The following is an 18358-nucleotide window of genomic DNA, read 5'->3' as shown; positions in this document are numbered from 1 at the left end:
CTAGGAATACAGCATGATTACAAGAAGTTCACTTACACACTCGGCAAAGAGTGCGGACAGTTACGCCTATGATAATGAAACACTGCACCTGCGATTACGTAGTGCAAAAGGTGAAATTGAACGTGTTTCCCTGTGGATAGGCGACCCTTACCATTGGGCTGAAGGCGGTCTTGATGGTGGTAATTTAGGAGGAAGCGATGCCCACGGTTGGGTAGGTGGTAACGAAGTAGCAATGATTCACGAAGGTGAAACTGAGCACCACGACCACTGGTTTGCAGAGTTTAAGCCGCCAAAACGCCGGAGCCGTTACGGGTTTATTTTATACGGTAAAGATGGAGAAAAGATTCTCTTCGGTGAAAAACGATGCGCTGATTTATCTGAACCTAAAAAAGCAGAAACAGAACTCAGTAATTTGAGTAACTTTTATTGTTTCCCATACATCAACCCACGCGATGTATTGAAAACACCTAACTGGGTGAAAGATACCATTTGGTACCAGATTTTCCCTGAACGATTTGCAAATGGTCGACCTGACATATCGCCTATCAATGTCCAACCTTGGGGAACCGAGCCTAAATCGGATAACTTTATGGGTGGAGATTTGTGGGGCGTAATTGAAAAACTCGATTACTTACAAGATCTGGGCGTAAATGGCTTATATCTGTGCCCTATCTTTACTGCCAATGCCAACCACAAATATGACACGGTTGATTACTATAATGTCGACCCACACTTTGGCGGTAATGAAGCGTTCAGAGCACTGGTAACAGAAGCCCACCAGCGCGGCATGAAAGTCATGTTAGATGCTGTATTTAACCATATTGGCACTCAATCTCCTTTATGGCTGGACGTTGTTGAAAAAGGAGCGGAATCTCAATACGCCGATTGGTTCTGGATCAATAAATTCCCAGTTTATCCTGATACACCTAAAGAGGAATGGGACTTCTGGAACCTCAATTACGAAACCTTCGGCAACGTCGTTGAAATGCCTAAGTTAAATACTGAAAACGAAGAATGCCGATCATATCTTTTAGATGTAGCCCGTCACTGGGTAGAAGAATTCAATATCGATGGCTGGCGTTTAGACGTCGCTAATGAAGTTGACCACGCCTTCTGGCGAGACTTCCGAAAAGTCGTCAAAGGAGTCAACCCAGATTGCTACATTCTTGGTGAGATTTGGCATGAAGGCATGCCTTGGCTGCGCGGTGATCAATACGACTCATTGATGAACTACCCACTAACCCAAGCCATTACCGACTACTTTGCACTCTCTGCGTTTGATAAACATAGCTTTATTAATGCTGTAAATACCTCGTACATGGCATACCCAAGAAACGTTAATGAAGCGATGTTTAACTTGCTTGATAGCCATGACACTACGCGCATCCTTTCTCTATGCCAAGGTGATACACGTAAAGCAAAACTCGCGTATTTATTCATGTTCACTCAAGTCGGTGCACCTTGTATTTATTACGGCGGCGAAATTGGTATGGATGGTGGCCGTAGTATGGGCAGTGAAAATAATCGTAAATGCATGGAGTGGAATGTGGATAATCACGACTTAGACTTTAAGGCTTTCATCAAAGAAATGATCGCTTTACGTAAGGCTAATCCCGATTTAAACCAACCAAACCTAGACTGGGTATCTGTAAACGATGCTGACTGTATTGCTTATCGCCGAGCTGAGCACTTGTTTGTTCTCAATAATAGCGAACACGACAAGCAAATTGAGCTAGAAGGACGTTCAATCTCAATCAAAGCATTTGGCTACCTTATCGAGAAAGTTCAATAACTTGATGAACACTGCGATTGTTATGGGAATCTCTATTGATTCCCTACTTACTCACTCAATAATAAGCACTTCTTTTGGTAAAGAGGTGTATCGAACAGTGCAGAAAACGCCAGAAGATAAACAAAGCCTATTTAAATATCTCGCTGAACTGATCACTCAAGTTAGCTGGCGATATGGGCAAGTCACCGCAATAGGTATCAGTGCTTCTGAATATTACTCTTCAGAGTATCTACCTGCAGAGCGTGACGGCTCTCAAGACGACCATTTACCCCTAGCACAATTGGCTATTGATTTAACAAACCGTTTTAACTGTGATTGCATACTCGTCAACCACTCGAAAAGTGCCGTTATGACTGAGTTCCAACACTCAAAGACCCTTACCAATGAGACGGTATTAAGTGCCACCATTGGTGATAGTTGCGGGATCAGTTTCTACAATAAAATGAAGAATGTTCATCACTCACTATGTGCTAATTGGGCTCATTCAACACTGCCCAACTTTCAGTGGCTCGTTGATGGCTTAACACCAATCTGTCGCTGCGGAAATGAAACATGCATCGAACAGTTTGTCTCCGAGAAAGGCATTGAACGTCAGTATCACCAAGTCGTATTGCGTGACCGAACTCTTTCACAGATCTTTGATGGTGTTGATGAAGTAGACACTCACTCAACCCGAATCTATCGAACTTTTGTCGATCAACTGGCTCGTAGCTTAATTAAGCCCATCCAGTCTTTACGCCCTAAGCAGTTAATTTTATCAGGCTCCGCAAGCGCCTATCCTTCTTTACGTAACGATTTGAAAGTAGCGCTCTATCGCAACAACGCCACGAGTGACTTACCCGTAATCACTCAGTTACCGCAAGATAAATTCCTTTTTGCATACGGCGCTTCTCTCATCGCAATAAAAAATAACAACAATCATTTACGCTCATAGTTGCAGGAATGGTAACCTTAGCAGGAAGAAAACATTGAATAGTTTCAGAGGACAACCCGTGTCAGAGCTAGTGACCAAATTGATGGATTTTGGATTTACCAAAACCGACGCACTTGTTTACATTAATTTGCTGAAAAATGGCCGCTCCAGCGGATATAAAATTGCAAAAGAGATCTCTATCTCGCGATCTTCTGTCTACTCATCGATAGATAATCTCTACACCAATGGCTATATCTTTATGTCCGATGGGGACACAAAAGAGTATGAAGCAAAATCACCTGATTTAATTTTCAGCCAAATTGAGAAGAAGACTGTAGAGAACATTAATATCCTCAAGACAGAGCTTTCAAAGATGATGCTTCAAGAGGAAAAAGAATTCGTCTATAACCTCACAGGCTCTGAGAATCTGCTGCAAAAAGCCAAAGAAATTATTAATCAGGCTAACCTTGAGGTTTACCTCAACACTGACTTTAATTTAGACCTATTTTCAAAAGAATTATCCGATGCAGTGGAACGTGGTGTAAGAGTGATCGGTTTCTCATTCAATAAAATGTCGAAGCCACACGAGAAGATAGAATTATACTCACGATCTGAAACGGAAGAGACAGAATACCCCTCTCATCGCTTTATGTGCGTGGCAGATATGAAACTAGCCTTAATGTTTTCTCATCGTGAAGAAACCGTAGGCCTATATGCGAATAATAGACTTATCGTTAAAATGATTGCAGAGCACATCCATAGTGATATATATCTAACCGAATATGAGCGTTTAGAGCCAGAAAAACGTGTACGTGTTAACACCATTCATGAGCAACATAACTCAATGGTGCTAGACGAGCTTAAAAAACATTAAGTGGCACTAAAAATCCGCTAAGCGATCAGCGGATTTTTGTTTGCTCACCGTATACCACTTACGCTTCTTAAGTCATGAACACAATATAACGCACAGCAATGCGGAGTTACCTATGTGTAGAGAGTCTGGTTGAATAGCGAGTATCTGAAATCGCATCCACAGTTTTAGATACGTTCAACTTTGCTGCCGCCTTCAATAACTGCATGTGAATTGGAACCAAATCTTGATGCTGAGTTCGATATCCGCCACCGACTACGCAGGCCATCGGAATAGACTCTGATTTCGCTAATTCAATCATGAAACAGTCGCGTTCAAATATCCCTTTTGTCGAAACATTCAAATAACCCAGCTCATCGTCTTGATGGATATCGATCCCCGCATCATAAATAATCAGATCAGGTTGATGGTGAGCAATCGCTAACTTAGTGACTTGTTCAAAACAACGTAAGAACTCTTCATCTTCTGTTTCACGACTTAACGGCACATCTAAATCAGACAACGGTTTTCGTGCAGGGAAGTTTTTGTCGCAGTGGAACGACAAAGTAATGATGTCGTCATTCTCTTGGCAAAGAGTCGCTGTGCCATCACCATGATGAACATCGCTGTCGACGATAAGCACTTTATCGATGTGTTCAAAGGTCAACGCATGTTTTGCCGCTAACACCAGATCGTTCAACAAACAAAAGCCGCTACCAAAATCATGGTGTGCGTGATGATAACCACCACTCAAATGAATCGCTAAACCACTCTCTATTGCCATTTCAGCGGCCAAGCAGGTTCCACCACTTGAGTAGAGTGTTCTCTCAATAAGTTGTTCACTCCAGGGGAAACCGATACGTCTCATCTTTGCTGCGGGCAAATTACCAGAAACAAGCAAATCTACATACTCACTATCGTGAACCTGTTTTACCTGTTCAACCGAAACCGGCGTTGGTTGGAAGATTTCAAACTGACGCTTCCATAGAGGATCTCTATCCATTAATGCTTCAACAGCACTGTGTAACAACTGATATTTGTTAATCGGGTAACGGTGACCTTCTGGTAAAGGTAACTGCGAATAGATTGGGTGGTAAATTAAAGGAATCATAATCAGGTTAATTGCGTATCTTTCTCAAAATCATAACAGTCTCAGCCTAGGCGACAACCTTAATTGATGATAATAGTTATCATTAACTTAACTTTCAAAAAGAGACACCAATGAAAAACCTAATACTCATCTTTGGGGTGATCTGCGGCTCAGTAGCAGCAGTAATGATTTTTGTAGGAATGCTAATGGCCAGTTGGTGGAGCGTTGATTTTCTCCTGTTAAGCCATCAAACTTAACTAATTGAACTAAAAAGGAATCACCATGAGCGTTATTTTCATTACTGGAGCAAATCGCGGCATTGGCTTAAGCCTGACTCAACAATACTTGGAAGGTAGCCACAAGGTGTACGCGACTTATCGTGATGCTAACTCAGCAAAAGAACTGCTCTCTCTCGCAGACCACAACAGCAACCTGACCTGCATTCAATTAGAGATAACCGATTACCAAGCGGTGAGCCACCTCACTTCGCAAATAGAGTCGATTGATATCTTGATCAACAACGCTGGCTACTATGGTCCTAAAGGTTATGGTCTGGGTAATACCGATGTCGAAGAGTGGCGCCGTGTATTCGAAGTCAACACCATTGCGCCATTGAAGCTTGTCGAGACTCTATTACCTCTTATAGAAATTAGTGACGTCAAAAAGATCGCCTGCCTGTCTTCTAGAGTCGGTAGCATGTCCGAGAACACCTCAGGAGGCGGCTACATCTATCGCTCCTCCAAAGCCGCTCTAAACTCCGTTGTGAAGAGCTTAAGTAACGACTTAACGGATAGCGGCGTTACGGTGTTAGCTCTGCATCCTGGTTGGGTACAGACCGAAATGGGCGGCCCTAATGCTCTGATCGACACCAACACCTCAGCTTCTGGTCTTATAAAAGTCATCGAGTCTGCGAATACTGAAGTAAGTGGTCACTTCTTCAATTTCGATGGCAGCGAAATAGATTGGTAACCCGCAGATGAATGATGGCCCTCTCTCAAACCTAGTTAAGCACTCAACACTGTTTTGTCTGACTGTGATGCTAGCTGGCTGTTTCAGTGATGGCCCCGGAGACTTGTTCGACGACTACCAAACCAAGATAGCCAGAGTACAAGATGCTGACGAGATAAAAGAGAAATGGGAATTTGAAAGCCTACCGAGAAAAAGAGAGCTTCTGCTTGACGTGCCCTCGCTTTCTATTGGTCTCATCGACAGCTACCAGCTTCGCCAGTGTGGATTGTTCAATCTGATTGCAGAAAGAAATTCGGTTCTTGGGAAAGTCGCGGATGAGTTTCGCAATTACGATTATCAAGTCGCCCTACTTGCAGGTGTTGGGAAATGTTTATCCAGTAGCGAATTAGACCCTGAGGTCGTAGAGCTACTGAAAGAAATCGAGCAGCAGAAACTCACACAGTTTCCGCGGCACCAGTGGAATCTAATCTATGCCAGCGATGCCATGCAGTCACAAATGCGTGGTAGTCAGTGGTTACGTGCTGATATCGGCGATCAGGTACGACAAACCAGTGATGCCTTAGAACATATCAATCAAGCGTTAAACGTTCCGCTCGTTTCGGGAAAGACTACTGAGGTTCAAGAAGTATTAGAAAAGAGCTCTACGCTCGGGGATTTATACTACTCGCTGGCTCGTGCTTCGGTTGAGCTTGATACCATCACCAAGCAACTCACTACTTTTGATGCCAACATCATCTGCGGGAAGCAGCGAGACACCACTAAGTTTCGTTATCTCAACAATGTGTTCGAGCAGCAATACATTGGTAAGGTTCAGCCTTACATGGCGCAGCTGGATGGCTATTATCAGCAGTTAGCCCCGCAACTTGGGATGTTTGACGCGCAATCTGAACTGCACAGTTATTACTTTCCCATCCAAGATGCACATCAAGCTTTTCGAGCATCAACTCGCCGCCATGTTGATTATTGGCAGCAGCTGTTTAAACGTTGTGGGCGCAAGGTCGGTCGTTAATATTGATTCCCAATATCAATAATGGGTGTTGTTAGCTTTCAGTTTCTAACTGATTAACTTTTAGCGCCTTTCTTCGCGTAAGTCTTCTTCCTTGTCCCACCACCTTTACGGCGCTTGAATGCTGGTCTTTCAACTTTAGGCAGATGACGCAGGGATTCAGGGACTTCACCTGTTTTTACCTTACCCATTAAGCCATCGATCTTACTTTCTAGCGCCTGCATGAAGGGTTGATACGCTTGGTTTCGTTCAGCCATGCCTTGCAACTGATGCTCCCAGTGAGCCGTCATGTCGGGAAAGGTCGAGTCCTCAGGTAACGCATTAATCAAACCTCTACCTGCAGGGCTACTATGGATGCTTTTACCTTGTCGAGTTAGCAACTGCCTCTTAAACAAAGTATCTAAGATACCCGCTCGGGTTGCTTCCGTTCCAAGGCCATCGGTCTCTTTCAAAATGGCTTTAAGGTCTTTGTTCGCGACAAAGCGCGCGATACCTGTCATCGCTTGTAGCAAGGTCGCTTCCGTGAAGTGCTTTGGTGGTTCGGTTTTCTTATCACCAATAATACCTTCACGACACGTCAACACGGTTCCTTTATCCAATGGAGGAACCGTATCCGTACCATCACCTTTTTCTTCAGTGTCCGTTTTCCCCATCAACACCTTCCAGCCCGGGTGGATAAGCTGACGTCCTTTAGCGATGAACACGCCACCAGCGATATCAAAAACCAGCTTAGCATCGGCAAAAACCGCTGGTGGATAGAATTGCATTAGATACTGGCGAGCGATTTGCTGATAGATTTTCATCTCGTTGGCAGACAGGCCGTTCACCGATGATTTCTTCGGTGTTGGGATTATCGCGTGGTGAGCATCGACCTTGCTGTCGTTCCATGCTTTGGATTTAAGAGAAAGATCCGCACCTTGAGCACCACTTTGCAGCTCTTTCGCATTGTTAGCGATAGCATCCACGACCGACTCTCTTTGTGAGTAGTGATCTTTAGGTAGATAGCGACTGTCAGAACGCGGGTAAGTGATGAGTTTGTGTTTCTCGTACAACGACTGACAGGTGTCCAACACCTGCTGAGCACTCATACCAAAACGTTTAGACGCATCAATCTGCAAAGCTGACAGCGAGTAAGGCAGTGGCGCAGCTTGTTTACTTTGCTTTTGCTCTGATTCCGTCACCGTCGCGGGTTGATTCGCAATTCGGTTAGCCACGTTCTCAACCAGTTTTCGATTGAGCACCCGGCCTTCTTCATCTTGCCATGGCTTACATGCTTCGCTTGGTTTCCAACGCGCTCGAATATCAAAGCTCTGGCCGTTGTTTTGGTAAGGGATCAGCGCATGCAGAGTGAAGTAATCTTTCGGAATGAAGTTTTCGATCTCTTCATCACGCCTTACGACCAAACCAAGTACTGGCGTTTGCACTCGACCGACCGACAACACGCCTTGGTAACCCGCCTTTTGACCAAGCAAGGTGTAAGCTCGGGTCATGTTCATGCCATACAACCAATCGGCTCTAGAGCGTGCTAAAGCAGAAATAGACAATGGAATAAAATCTCGGTTACTGCGCATCTGAGAGAGCGCACGCTTCACCGCTGGTAAGTTCAAATCGCTGATCAGCAGCCTGTCCATCGACTCTTTCTTGGCCTTAGACACCTTGCAGTAATCGATAACTTCATCAACTAGCAACTGCCCTTCTCTATCAGGGTCACCCGCATGGACAATTTGGGTCGCGTCTTTCAATAGCTTTCGGATCACCGTGAGCTGTTTGCTTGACGTCTTACGAGGTCTTAGTTGCCATTGCTCTGGCACGATAGGAAGATCGGCTAAGTTCCACTTCTTATAACGGTCGTCATAAGCGTCTGGCTCAACCTGCTCCAATAAGTGTCCAATACACCAAGTCACCACGTCTCCATTACCACATTTGATAAACCCTTGGTCTTTCTTCTGTGGATTCGGTAGTGCGGCGGCAATCGCGCGGCCTAGGCTTGGTTTTTCAGCAATGATAAGACGAGACATGTTTTTCCAGATGCTACAAACAATTAGGGCCACATTATCTAATGTGGCCCCTAGAAATCAAGGAAAACTGGTTGTTTATACAGTTAGCATTCCATTATTCAAGCTTCAGCTTTCTTTACAAGAACTCGACGAACTTTGAGAAGTCACGTTCTGGCGCTTTCATTGGCGTACAGCCCGGAGTACCCAAATATAGGAAACCAACGATTTCGTCGTCGCCTTCTAGGCCGAAAGCTTGGTGAACTTCAGGGTGGAACATCCACTTACCTGAGCGCCAAAAACCTTGGAAACCTTGTGCAACGGCAGCCATTTGCATGGCTTGCGCAGCACAACCCGCAGATAGGTGTTGTTCGAACGCGGGCACTTTTTCGTGCTCAGTTACCTTTGCGATGATAGTGATCACCATCGGTGCTCGAAACGGCGCTTTTTTAACTTTCTCAATGACCGCTTCTTCGCTCTCGTCAGCTTGTGCTGCACGAACCAAAATATCAGAGAGCTTCTGTAACCCTGAGCCTTGTGCGATAACAAAGCGCCATGGTGTCAATGCGCCGTGGTCTGGAGCACGTAAGCCCGCTTTAATGATATTTTCTAACGCCACACCTTCAGGTGCCGGATCAGAGAGTTTTGCGATTGAGCGTCTGTTGAGCAATAGATCCAAAGCATCCATTTGAAGTCCTTACTAATTTTTATTGTTTGTATAATTGAACTGTAGCACAGAACACAAACGATAATAAATCTCAACGGCTGTCTATTTGAAACGACACTAAAAACAACAAAGGCCCCTAAATCTATGACTTAGGAGCCTTATTTATCCGTCTAGTCCAAGCTTAGTTACCCGTCTAGTTCAGCTTATTGAACTTTCTGATTCAAACTTATCAAACGAGAACATTCTGTTTGTTGTTAAAGCTTAATAGCTAACTCAACACCTTGGCGAATCGCACGCACGGCATCCAGTTCACCCGCGTAATCGGCACCGCCTATCACGTGTAGTTTGCCACCAAACTCTTGCCACATGTCTTCGAATGGACGAACAGAAACCTGACCCGCACACACGATAACGGAATCGGCATCGAGTACCTGATCTTTCTTACCAACGCTGATATGCAGACCTTGGTCGTCAATCTTGTTGTAGCTCACGCCACCAAGTAAGTTCACACCACGTTTTTCTAATGTGCGTTTATGAATCCAACCTGTAGTCTTACCCGGACCTTTACCGACACGACCCGCTTTACGCTGCATCACCCAAACCGTTTTATCACTGAACGAATCAGGGTAAGGATAAAGTCCACCAGGGTGTTCCATATTTTTATCAATGCCCCACTCATGCAGCCAGTCATCCAAGCTGTGAGAAGTCGGCTCTGTCAGCATAGTTGCCACATCAATACCAATACCACCGGCACCAACAATCGCGACTTTTTCGCCTACTGGTGTCTTTTCACGAATCAAGGTTTGATAATCGATTACGTTTTCTTGGTCAATCCCTTCAATATCAAGCTTTCTTGGTTCAACACCAGCAGCCATAACGACTTCATCGTACTTCAACAACATCTCAAACGTCGCTTCAGTATCCAGTTTTAAGTTCACGCCTGATGCATCGATTTGATTAGCAAAGTAGCGAATCGTTTCTCTGAACTCTTCTTTACCCGGAATCTGCATTGCCAATCTAAATTGTCCACCGATACGGTCATTTTTCTCAATCAGATCAACATTATGACCACGCTGTGCCAACGTCGTCGCGCAGGCTAAACCAGCAGGCCCAGCCCCAACCACGGCAATAGTTTTGGTCGCTTGGGCAGGCTGAACAACAATTTCAGTCTCGTAACAAGCTCGAGGGTTAACCAAACAACTCGCTCTTTTGCCTTTGAATACGTTATCAAGACAAGCTTGGTTACAACCGATACAGGTGTTAATGAACTGAGCTTGGTCTTGAGCCGCTTTATTAACGAAATCAGGGTCAGCCAAGAATGGACGAGCCATTGATACCATGTCGGCCTGTCCTGAACTGAGGATACGTTCGGCCTCTTCAGGCGTGTTGATTCGGTTACATGTCACCACTGGGATCGACACGTATGGTTTTACTTTTTCCGTCACCCAAGAGAATGCCCCTCTTGGAACTTGTGTCGCGATAGTCGGAACACGAGCTTCATGCCAACCAATGCCGGTATTAATAATGGTCACGCCCGCTTCTTCTAGCTTCTGAGCCAGAAGTACAACATCTTCGAACGTGCTGCCTTGCTCAACCAAATCCAGCATCGATAAGCGGAAAATAATGATGAAATCTTTACCCACCGCTTCGCGAATCGATTTAACGATCTCTAATGGGAAACGCATGCGCTTCTCATAAGAACCGCCCCATTCGTCATAACGCATGTTGGTACGTTTACAGATGAATTGGTTAATCAAGTAGCCTTCAGAGCCCATAATCTCAATGCCGTCATAACCAGCAACCTGAGCTAGCTCTGCACTGTTGGCAAAAGCACCGATGGTCTTTTTAATTTGACGAGGGCTCATCTCACTCGGTGCAAACTTAGCGATTGGCGCTTTGATGCCCGAAGCACTTTGCGCGAATGGGTGCATGGCATAGCGGCCAGCATGCAGCAACTGAAGGGCAATTTTACCGCCATGCTTATGCACGGCCTCGGTAACAACTTGGTGAGCTTTTGCGTGCTTAACTTTACTGAACTCAGCACTAAATGGGGTCAATCTGCCACGTAAATTAGGAGAGAAACCACCGGTAACAATAAGGCCAACGCCTCCTTTTGCTCGCTCTTCATAAAACGCGGCAAGCTTGTGGAGGCCTTCTTTATTTTCTTCTAAACCCGTGTGCATTGATCCCATCAATACACGGTTACGTAACTGAGTAAATCCAAGATCGAGTGGTTCGAGTAAATGTGGGTACATGGCAGACATCACTTCTATTATTATATCCTTGTGGTCTGACCACAATATAACTCAATCACCAAAACTTCAAACAACCGTTTACATTTTTGTAACACTGATCATAATGCTGAAGGTATTAATCGTTCAGAAACCCTTAATTTGTCTACACTTAATGAGAATATATATCGATTAACAATTCTTGGTGTAGTTTGAGCTAGGGAATTATCGTAGGATACTAAGCAGTTCATATTATTGAGATTAATAGTACTGTTGCTTGTTAAAGCCACGTGATCTCACTGCGGAGACATAATGAAAAAGATATTCAAATTTATAGGTATGATCTTTAAAGGGATTTGGAAGCTCATAACGTTTGTGCGTCTTGCGCTCGTTAACCTCTTCTTTTTACTCAGTATCGCCATCATCTACTTTGTATACTTCCACTCAGACACAGCTCAGCCCACTGTTCCACAGGAATCGGCTTTAGTACTTAACCTGTCTGGTCCTATCGTGGAGCAAAGTCGCTATATCAATCCGATGGATTCAGTCACGGGTTCACTGCTTGGCAAAGACCTTCCAAAAGAGAACGTCCTGTTTGATATTGTTGAAACGATTCGCTACGCCAAAGACGATGACAACGTTACTGGTATCGTTTTAGCACTCAAAGAACTGCCAGAAACCAATCTGACCAAGCTTCGCTACATTGCTAAAGCACTCAACGAGTTCAAAGCAACAGGCAAACCAATTTATGCGGTGGGTGACTTTTACAACCAAAGCCAATACTACCTAGCCAGCTACGCAACTAAAGTCTTCCTATCACCAGATGGTGGGGTTCTTCTCAAAGGTTACAGCGCTTATTCGCTTTACTACAAAACGTTATTAGAGAAGCTAGACGTCAATACGCACGTGTTCCGTGTGGGTACCTATAAGTCAGCTATCGAGCCTTTCATTCGTGACGACATGTCAGATGCAGCGAAAGAATCTGCTTCTCGTTGGTTAGGCCAATTATGGGGCGCATACGTTGATGACGTAAGCAACAACCGTCAGATCGACGCTAAGACCTTGAACCCAAGCATGGACTCTTTCTTAAAAGACCTTGAGTCGGTTGATGGCGATATCGCAAAACTGGCAGAGAAGCTTGGTTTAGTTGACGAACTGGCGACTCGCCAGCAAGTACGACTAGAGCTTGCTGACGTCTTCGGCAGTGATGGTCAAGACAGCTATAACGCGTTTGGGTACTACGAGTACCGTACAACCATGCTTCCAGACCTAACCAGTGAATCGCACGATGTTGCTGTGATTGTTGCTAGCGGCGCAATTATGGATGGTAAGCAGCCACGTGGCACCGTTGGTGGTGACACCACAGCAGCACTACTTCGCCAAGCGCGCAACGACGACAAAGTAAAAGCCGTTGTACTTCGTGTAGACAGCCCGGGCGGCAGTGCCTTTGCTTCAGAAGTGATTCGCAATGAAATTGAAGCGATCAAGCAAGCGGGCAAGCCGGTTGTTGTGTCGATGTCTAGTCTTGCCGCTTCGGGTGGTTACTGGATCTCGATGGGTGCGGACAAGATCTTGGCTCAACCAACGACCTTAACTGGTTCGATTGGTATCTTTAGTGTTATCACAACTTTCGAAAAAGGGTTGAACGATATTGGTGTTTACACTGATGGCGTTGGCACATCACCTTTCTCTGGTCTTGGTATTACGACTGGGCTTAGCGACGGCGCGAAAGATGCGTTCCAAATGGGCATTGAAAACGGTTACCGCCGATTCATTAGCCTAGTTGGAGAGAATCGCGGCATGGAAGTCGATGCTGTCGACAAGATCGCTCAAGGCCGAGTATGGACTGGCCAAGATGCAATCCAGAAAGGTCTAGTCGATGAAATTGGTGATTTTGATGATGCGATTGCGGCAGCGGCTTCACTTGCAGAGCTTGAAACCTACAACATCTACTGGGTAGAAGAACCACTTTCAACGACTGAACAATTTATTCAAGAGTTTATGAATCAAGTTCAGATGTCGATAGGCTTTGATATCCAATCAATGATTCCAAGCAGTTTACAACCTGTTACTCAGCAGTTAGCTCAAGATAGCCAGCTGTTAGGCAACTTTAACGACCCACAAGGCCGATACGCTTTTTGCTTAAACTGCCAAGTTCAATAAGATAAGCTCAACGCTTTGTTATCAAGAGGCGCCTCTGTGTGAGGCGCCTCTTTTTATTGCATGATAATTCGCTATAATCGCCCCCCTGTTCCCTATATCACACTAAGTATTAATCGCCATGGAAAGAAAACACATCTATATCGCGTATACCGGCGGCACAATTGGCATGCAGAAGTCTTTGGACCACGGCTATGTCCCTGTCGCAGGTTTTATGGATAAGCAGCTAGCTGGCATGCCTGAATTCCATCGCCCAGAAATGCCTGAGTACACCATTCATGAATACTCTCCATTGATGGACTCTTCAGATATGACGCCACTTGATTGGCAGACTATCGCTGATGATATTCGCGCGAACTACGATAAGTACGATGGTTTCGTTATCCTACACGGTACAGACACAATGGCTTACACCGCCTCTGCTCTGTCTTTCATGCTGGAAAACCTCGGCAAACCTGTGATTGTTACGGGCTCTCAGATCCCATTGGCAGAGTTACGTTCAGACGGACAAGCAAACCTGCTGAATGCTCTGCACATTGCAGCGAACTACCCGATCAACGAAGTGACACTGTTCTTCAACAACAAGTTGATGCGCGGTAACCGCAGCACAAAATCACACGCAGATGGCTTCAATGCGTTTACCTCTCCAAACCTAACCCCATTGCTAGAAGCAGGTATCAATATCCAGATCAGCAATAACGTTAAGGTAAACGAGCAACCTGAAGGTGCTTTCAAGGTTCATAACATTACTCCGCAACCCATCGGCGTAATCACTATGTACCCAGGCATCTCACATGAGGTGATTCGCAACACACTACTACAGCCTGTTAACGCAATGATTTTGCTTACTTTTGGTGTTGGTAACGCACCACAAAATCAAGAGCTACTTCAGCACTTAAAAGATGCATCAGAACGAGGTGTGATTGTAGTGAACCTAACTCAGTGTTTGGCCGGTAAAGTCAATATGGGTGGCTACGCGACGGGTTGTGCACTAGCAGAATCTGGAGTTATCAGTGGTTACGATATGACACCAGAAGCGGCACTGGCGAAGTTACATTACCTGTTGAGCCAAAACTTAAGCTACGAACAAGTGAAGGATCAAATGCAACAAGTGTTGCGCGGTGAGATGAGTTTATAAGCTTGTTCAGCTATAGGTTTAGAGGTTTAGAGCTATAGGTTCAGAGGTTTAGCTATGGGGTTAGCTATACGTTTAACCAAAACCTTCGCATTAACCCAGTCGTTTCATGGGTATCGCAGGCGTTTAACGTGAACTAAATCGTTTTATTGCTTATAAATAAACGGCTTAACAGCTAAAGGGGTGGCACAGTGCCACCCCTTTGTTGTAATTTAAGCCTAATGATTCGGGTTAACCCTAACAATATCTTCTTGGTCTGACTTAAATTGCTTCTTAAGCTCAGACTTAGATTTAAAGCTAATATCACCACCAGCTGCAATTGTCATATGTTGAGCTTCGGAGTTATGTTTAGATTGATATAACATAACTGCTTGCATACACGAGTCGCGCTGTTCTTTAGAGAGCACCGTACCTTCTGGCCATTTACCCGTCTCAACTGCGTAAGTTAAACGTTCGTAGACCTCGGGTGTCATTGCGCTAAGAAGTTGTTCTGCATCCATGATAAAGCCTTAGTTTTAACAATTTTCACCAGAAAATAACCCGTAACAGAATTGAGTCAAGAACCTGACCGATAATAAGTGCATTCGATCACAAGTGAAGGAATATGAAAATGATGAAACGGTTGGCGATTAGCCTATTACCTTTCACTCTGGTTGGGTGTCTTGAAGGAAATAAAAATACCGATCAACTCTGTCAAAGTAATCCGGGGCTGCAGTGTGAGGAATTGAACATGAACGATGGGCAATGTCGCGTCGCACGTACCGACCTCATCTGGCATCGATTTGAAGTTCAGAAGCACCCCTCCGAAGCCAATAAGATTAAAGAGTTCAAGTTAGTCACTGCGTACAAAAAGTGCCTAGAGCTTGCGGCGCAGATCGAGACGATTGATCAATCTAAGCTGCAAGAGCGTCGCTTTACTTCTTTAATGCACAGCATCGAAGAGTCTGAGCGTATTGTAGATGAACTATCACAATCCAATACACCGGAAACGCTTTACTTCTTGTGGTCACAAACCGGGGACACCAACGCCAGACGCAGTTTCCTACAACTAGAAGGGAAAGAAGCGTTAAATACGGCAGAAATGCAATATGCCTTAGCCACCTTCTATACCACCCGCGATCATGCAAAAACGCTTAAGCTACTCAATAATGCGTTAACGCTTTCAAATGGTTCGGTCGTCAACACTGAAATCTTCAAGTCGATGGCCAGTATCAACCACAGCCTTGGTCATATGGAAAAAGCGTATGTGTGGGCAATGGTTGCCAAAGACTTTGATGTGCCCATTGCTTCTGAAGCAGAGCTCACTGTGCTGTATCGTTTCGACAAACCTCAATACAAGCAATTCAATGATGATGCTGAAAAGATTGTCGAAGCCATTGAAGACGGCGTTTACACCGCGTCTATAGTGCCTAACTATTAGTTTTGATTTCTTCATGCACAAAAAAAACAGCTACTTCATGGTAGCTGTTTTTATTTGTACTAGAGTTAATTCTGAAATCTTGGGTTGTTCAATAGTCCTTAATCGACAAGTACGACCTGTAAGGATTAAACAATTGTGACAAGTTATTTCGTACTTTTGTCATTTTTGTTGAAAATTAACGACACAGAATTAACACAGAATCGCTCACCTGTTGTCTGTGGGCCATCAGGAAAAACGTGACCTAAATGGCTATCACAAGCAGTACAACGGATCTCCACACGCTTCATTCCGTGACTTAGATCTTCTATATAGCGTACTGCTTCATCATTCACTGGGGCATCAAAGCTTGGCCAACCGCACCCAGAGTCATATTTGTTATCCGACAGAAACAAAGGGCTTTCACAGCATGTGCAGCTATAGACACCAGTGTTATGGTTGTGCAGTAACTTACCGCTATATGGGGCTTCAGTACCACGTTCACGGCACACAGCAAATTCGTCGTCCGTTAGGCGCTCACGCCAGTATTCATCAGGCTTTATCATATTTCCTCCCTTTTGAACCACGTTAATATCTCTCCACATTCTCTGTTATTATATTTACTTTTTTCTATAAAGGCTTGCATATCAGTCGTTTTGTAGCACATACTTTCTCACCAGGAAACATTGTACATATACACTCATAAGTGAATCATCATTTAGGGGTATTTTACCCAACTGGAAGGGTACAGAGCCACTTGCAATGGTCAATTTTCAACCACTTACGCCCAATTGTTAAGAAAAGCGTCGCTTTTTTTTGACATTAAACAAGTTAAGTCGGATTATCTATTGCAGATGTATACTGGATTCTGTAATTTTACTACCAGTTATCTTTAATCAGAAATTAAGTTGTGGAGCAACTACAATGACTATCAAAGTAGGTATTAACGGTTTTGGCCGTATCGGCCGTTTCGTATTCCGCGCAGCTCAAGAGCGTGCAGACATCGAAGTAGTAGGTATTAACGATCTAATCGACGTAGAGTACATGGCATACATGCTTAAGTACGACTCAACTCACGGCCGTTTCAACGGTACTGTTGAAGTTGAAGGCGGTAACCTAATCGTTAACGGTAAAACTGTACGTGTTACAGCTGAGCGTAACCCAGAAGATCTTAAGTGGGATGCTATCGAAGTAGACGTAGTTGCTGAAGCAACTGGTCTTTTCCTAACTGACGAGACTGCACGTAAGCACATCACTGCTGGCGCTAAGAAAGTAGTTCTTACTGGTCCTTCTAAAGATGCAACTCCAATGTTCGTAATGGGCGTTAACCAAGCATCTTACGCTGGTCAAGACATCGTTTCTAACGCTTCTTGTACTACTAACTGTCTTGCACCTATCGCTAAAGTACTTAACGATAAGTGGGGCATTGAGTCTGGTCTTATGACTACAGTTCACGCTACTACAGCAACTCAAAAAACTGTAGATGGCCCTTCTGCTAAAGACTGGCGCGGTGGCCGTGGTGCTTCTCAAAACATCATCCCATCTTCAACTGGTGCTGCTAAAGCTGTAGGCGTTGTTCTTCCAGAACTAAACGGCCTTCTAACTGGTATGGCTTTCCGTGTACCAACTGCTAACGTATCTGTAGTTGACCTAACTGTTAACCTAAAAGCATCTGCATCTTACGAAGAAATTTGTGCTGCAATGAAAGAAGCTTCTGAAGGCGAAATGGCTGGCGTTCTTGGTTACACTGAAGACCAAGTAGTATCACAAGATTTCATCGGTGAAGTTCAAACTTCAGTATTCGATGCTAAAGCTGGTGTTGCTCTAACTGACAAATTCGTTAAAGTTGTATCTTGGTACGACAACGAAATCGGTTACTCAAACAAAGTTCTTGACCTAATCGCTCACATCTCTAAGTAATTTCTTTTTAGAAATAGCTTTAGATAAGCATTAGCGAAGACTGTTTTGAGCAGACTTTGAAAAAAGGCGACCTTAGTGTCGCCTTTTTAATACCTGCTATCTTTTAAACGGCTTCGCCCCCGATCGCCAAAATGCCTTGGCTAGTCACACACTAAAACTGAAGCTAAACCTAAACCTAAACCTAAACCTTAAGTCAAAACGCAAAATTTAATTCCAATACTGGCTCTGCTTGTCG

The 18358-nt window shown here is 44.4% G+C and carries 15 protein-coding genes; 9 read left to right on the top strand and 6 right to left on the bottom strand.

All coding sequences use genetic code 11. The annotated features are described in order from the left end of the window. The first annotated feature begins 13 nt into the window (after positions 1-13). From AACT19_RS12820 to AACT19_RS12810, 3 genes are read left to right on the top strand one after another with little or no spacing between them, the layout of a single operon-like run. The gene (locus tag AACT19_RS12820; protein WP_004734078.1) at positions 14-1792 is read left to right on the top strand and encodes a glycoside hydrolase family 13 protein; all 1779 of its coding nucleotides are present in this window, start codon (positions 14-16) and stop codon (positions 1790-1792) included. Between the two features lie 4 nt (positions 1793-1796). Further along, positions 1797-2726, top strand: a complete 930-nt coding sequence (locus tag AACT19_RS12815) for an ROK family protein (protein WP_076646541.1) — start codon at positions 1797-1799, stop codon at positions 2724-2726. A gap of 58 nt (positions 2727-2784) precedes the next feature. Beyond that, the gene (locus AACT19_RS12810; RefSeq protein WP_004734080.1) at positions 2785-3579 is read left to right on the top strand and encodes a TrmB family transcriptional regulator; all 795 of its coding nucleotides are present in this window, start codon (positions 2785-2787) and stop codon (positions 3577-3579) included. A gap of 106 nt (positions 3580-3685) precedes the next feature. Here AACT19_RS12810 and AACT19_RS12805 read toward each other — a convergent pair whose 3' ends face one another. Then, positions 3686-4666 (bottom strand): histone deacetylase family protein, encoded by a 981-nt coding sequence (locus tag AACT19_RS12805; protein ID WP_076646539.1) that lies wholly within the window; start codon positions 4664-4666, stop codon positions 3686-3688. A gap of 261 nt (positions 4667-4927) precedes the next feature. Here AACT19_RS12805 and AACT19_RS12800 point away from each other — a divergent pair, with 261 nt between their 5' ends. Further along, positions 4928-5614 (top strand): SDR family oxidoreductase, encoded by a 687-nt coding sequence (locus AACT19_RS12800; RefSeq protein ID WP_017092502.1) that lies wholly within the window; start codon positions 4928-4930, stop codon positions 5612-5614. Between the two features lie 7 nt (positions 5615-5621). After that, positions 5622-6623, top strand: a complete 1002-nt coding sequence (locus AACT19_RS12795) for a DUF3080 domain-containing protein (RefSeq protein ID WP_076646537.1) — start codon at positions 5622-5624, stop codon at positions 6621-6623. A gap of 53 nt (positions 6624-6676) precedes the next feature. Here the strand turns inward: AACT19_RS12795 and AACT19_RS12790 are convergent, their stop codons facing one another. The 3 genes from AACT19_RS12790 to AACT19_RS12780 form a co-directional block, all read right to left on the bottom strand. Beyond that, complete coding sequence (locus AACT19_RS12790; RefSeq protein ID WP_017080912.1) at positions 6677-8638, bottom strand: DNA topoisomerase III; 1962 nt, start codon at positions 8636-8638, stop codon at positions 6677-6679. Positions 8639-8753: 115 nt separating this feature from the next. Continuing rightward, complete coding sequence (locus tag AACT19_RS12785; protein WP_004734087.1) at positions 8754-9302, bottom strand: NAD(P)H nitroreductase; 549 nt, start codon at positions 9300-9302, stop codon at positions 8754-8756. A gap of 233 nt (positions 9303-9535) precedes the next feature. Continuing rightward, positions 9536-11545: an NADPH-dependent 2,4-dienoyl-CoA reductase gene (locus tag AACT19_RS12780; RefSeq protein ID WP_004734088.1), complete on the bottom strand. Its 2010-nt coding sequence runs from the start codon at positions 11543-11545 to the stop codon at positions 9536-9538. A 279-nt stretch (positions 11546-11824) separates the two neighbouring features. Between AACT19_RS12780 and sppA the strand changes: the two genes are divergently transcribed. Both sppA and ansA read left to right on the top strand, forming a co-directional pair. Continuing rightward, a complete protein-coding gene (gene sppA / locus AACT19_RS12775) occupies positions 11825-13675 on the top strand; it encodes a signal peptide peptidase SppA (RefSeq protein ID WP_017079514.1) in 1851 nt (616 codons plus the stop codon). Positions 13676-13793: 118 nt separating this feature from the next. Next, positions 13794-14810, top strand: coding sequence for an asparaginase (gene ansA / locus AACT19_RS12770; RefSeq protein WP_017084059.1), 1017 nt, complete (start codon positions 13794-13796; stop codon positions 14808-14810). Between the two features lie 215 nt (positions 14811-15025). On the opposite strand, the gene AACT19_RS12765 is transcribed toward ansA, so the two are convergent. After that, entirely contained in the window at positions 15026-15307 is a 282-nt protein-coding gene (locus AACT19_RS12765) for a YeaC family protein (protein WP_017089848.1), read from the bottom strand. A gap of 113 nt (positions 15308-15420) precedes the next feature. On the opposite strand from AACT19_RS12765, the gene AACT19_RS12760 reads away from it, so the two are divergent. After that, positions 15421-16227, top strand: coding sequence for a DUF2989 domain-containing protein (locus tag AACT19_RS12760; protein ID WP_076646553.1), 807 nt, complete (start codon positions 15421-15423; stop codon positions 16225-16227). Between the two features lie 143 nt (positions 16228-16370). On the opposite strand, the gene msrB is transcribed toward AACT19_RS12760, so the two are convergent. Further along, complete coding sequence (gene msrB, locus AACT19_RS12755; RefSeq protein ID WP_017079511.1) at positions 16371-16808, bottom strand: peptide-methionine (R)-S-oxide reductase MsrB; 438 nt, start codon at positions 16806-16808, stop codon at positions 16371-16373. Between the two features lie 319 nt (positions 16809-17127). Here msrB and gap point away from each other — a divergent pair, with 319 nt between their 5' ends. Further along, entirely contained in the window at positions 17128-18123 is a 996-nt protein-coding gene (gap, locus tag AACT19_RS12750; protein WP_026012234.1) for a type I glyceraldehyde-3-phosphate dehydrogenase, read from the top strand. Positions 18124-18358 lie beyond the last annotated feature (235 nt).

It is taken from the genome of Vibrio sp. 10N.222.47.A9 (genome assembly GCF_963872585.1).
Lineage (GTDB): Bacteria > Pseudomonadota > Gammaproteobacteria > Enterobacterales > Vibrionaceae > Vibrio > Vibrio splendidus.
The sequence above is the reverse complement of the archived record's forward strand: the minus strand, read 5'-3'. Positions and strand labels throughout refer to the sequence as shown.

What these genes read in the sequence shown, in the direction of transcription:
- AACT19_RS12800 (WP_017092502.1), top strand. Translation starts at nt 4,928, where the DNA reads ATGAGCGTTATTTTCATTACTGGAGCAAATCGCGGCATTGGCTTAAGC.
- ansA (WP_017084059.1), top strand. Translation starts at nt 13,794, where the DNA reads ATGGAAAGAAAACACATCTATATCGCGTATACCGGCGGCACAATTGGC.
- AACT19_RS12780 (WP_004734088.1), bottom strand. Translation starts at nt 11,545, where the DNA reads ATGTCTGCCATGTACCCACATTTACTCGAACCACTCGATCTTGGATTT.
- AACT19_RS12805 (WP_076646539.1), bottom strand. Translation starts at nt 4,666, where the DNA reads ATGATTCCTTTAATTTACCACCCAATCTATTCGCAGTTACCTTTACCA.
- AACT19_RS12790 (WP_017080912.1), bottom strand. Translation starts at nt 8,638, where the DNA reads ATGTCTCGTCTTATCATTGCTGAAAAACCAAGCCTAGGCCGCGCGATT.
- AACT19_RS12815 (WP_076646541.1), top strand. Translation starts at nt 1,797, where the DNA reads ATGAACACTGCGATTGTTATGGGAATCTCTATTGATTCCCTACTTACT.
- gap (WP_026012234.1), top strand. Translation starts at nt 17,128, where the DNA reads ATGACTATCAAAGTAGGTATTAACGGTTTTGGCCGTATCGGCCGTTTC.
- AACT19_RS12820 (WP_004734078.1), top strand. Translation starts at nt 14, where the DNA reads ATGATTACAAGAAGTTCACTTACACACTCGGCAAAGAGTGCGGACAGT.
- AACT19_RS12765 (WP_017089848.1), bottom strand. Translation starts at nt 15,307, where the DNA reads ATGGATGCAGAACAACTTCTTAGCGCAATGACACCCGAGGTCTACGAA.
- AACT19_RS12785 (WP_004734087.1), bottom strand. Translation starts at nt 9,302, where the DNA reads ATGGATGCTTTGGATCTATTGCTCAACAGACGCTCAATCGCAAAACTC.
- AACT19_RS12760 (WP_076646553.1), top strand. Translation starts at nt 15,421, where the DNA reads ATGAAACGGTTGGCGATTAGCCTATTACCTTTCACTCTGGTTGGGTGT.
- AACT19_RS12795 (WP_076646537.1), top strand. Translation starts at nt 5,622, where the DNA reads ATGAATGATGGCCCTCTCTCAAACCTAGTTAAGCACTCAACACTGTTT.
- msrB (WP_017079511.1), bottom strand. Translation starts at nt 16,808, where the DNA reads ATGTGGAGAGATATTAACGTGGTTCAAAAGGGAGGAAATATGATAAAG.
- sppA (WP_017079514.1), top strand. Translation starts at nt 11,825, where the DNA reads ATGAAAAAGATATTCAAATTTATAGGTATGATCTTTAAAGGGATTTGG.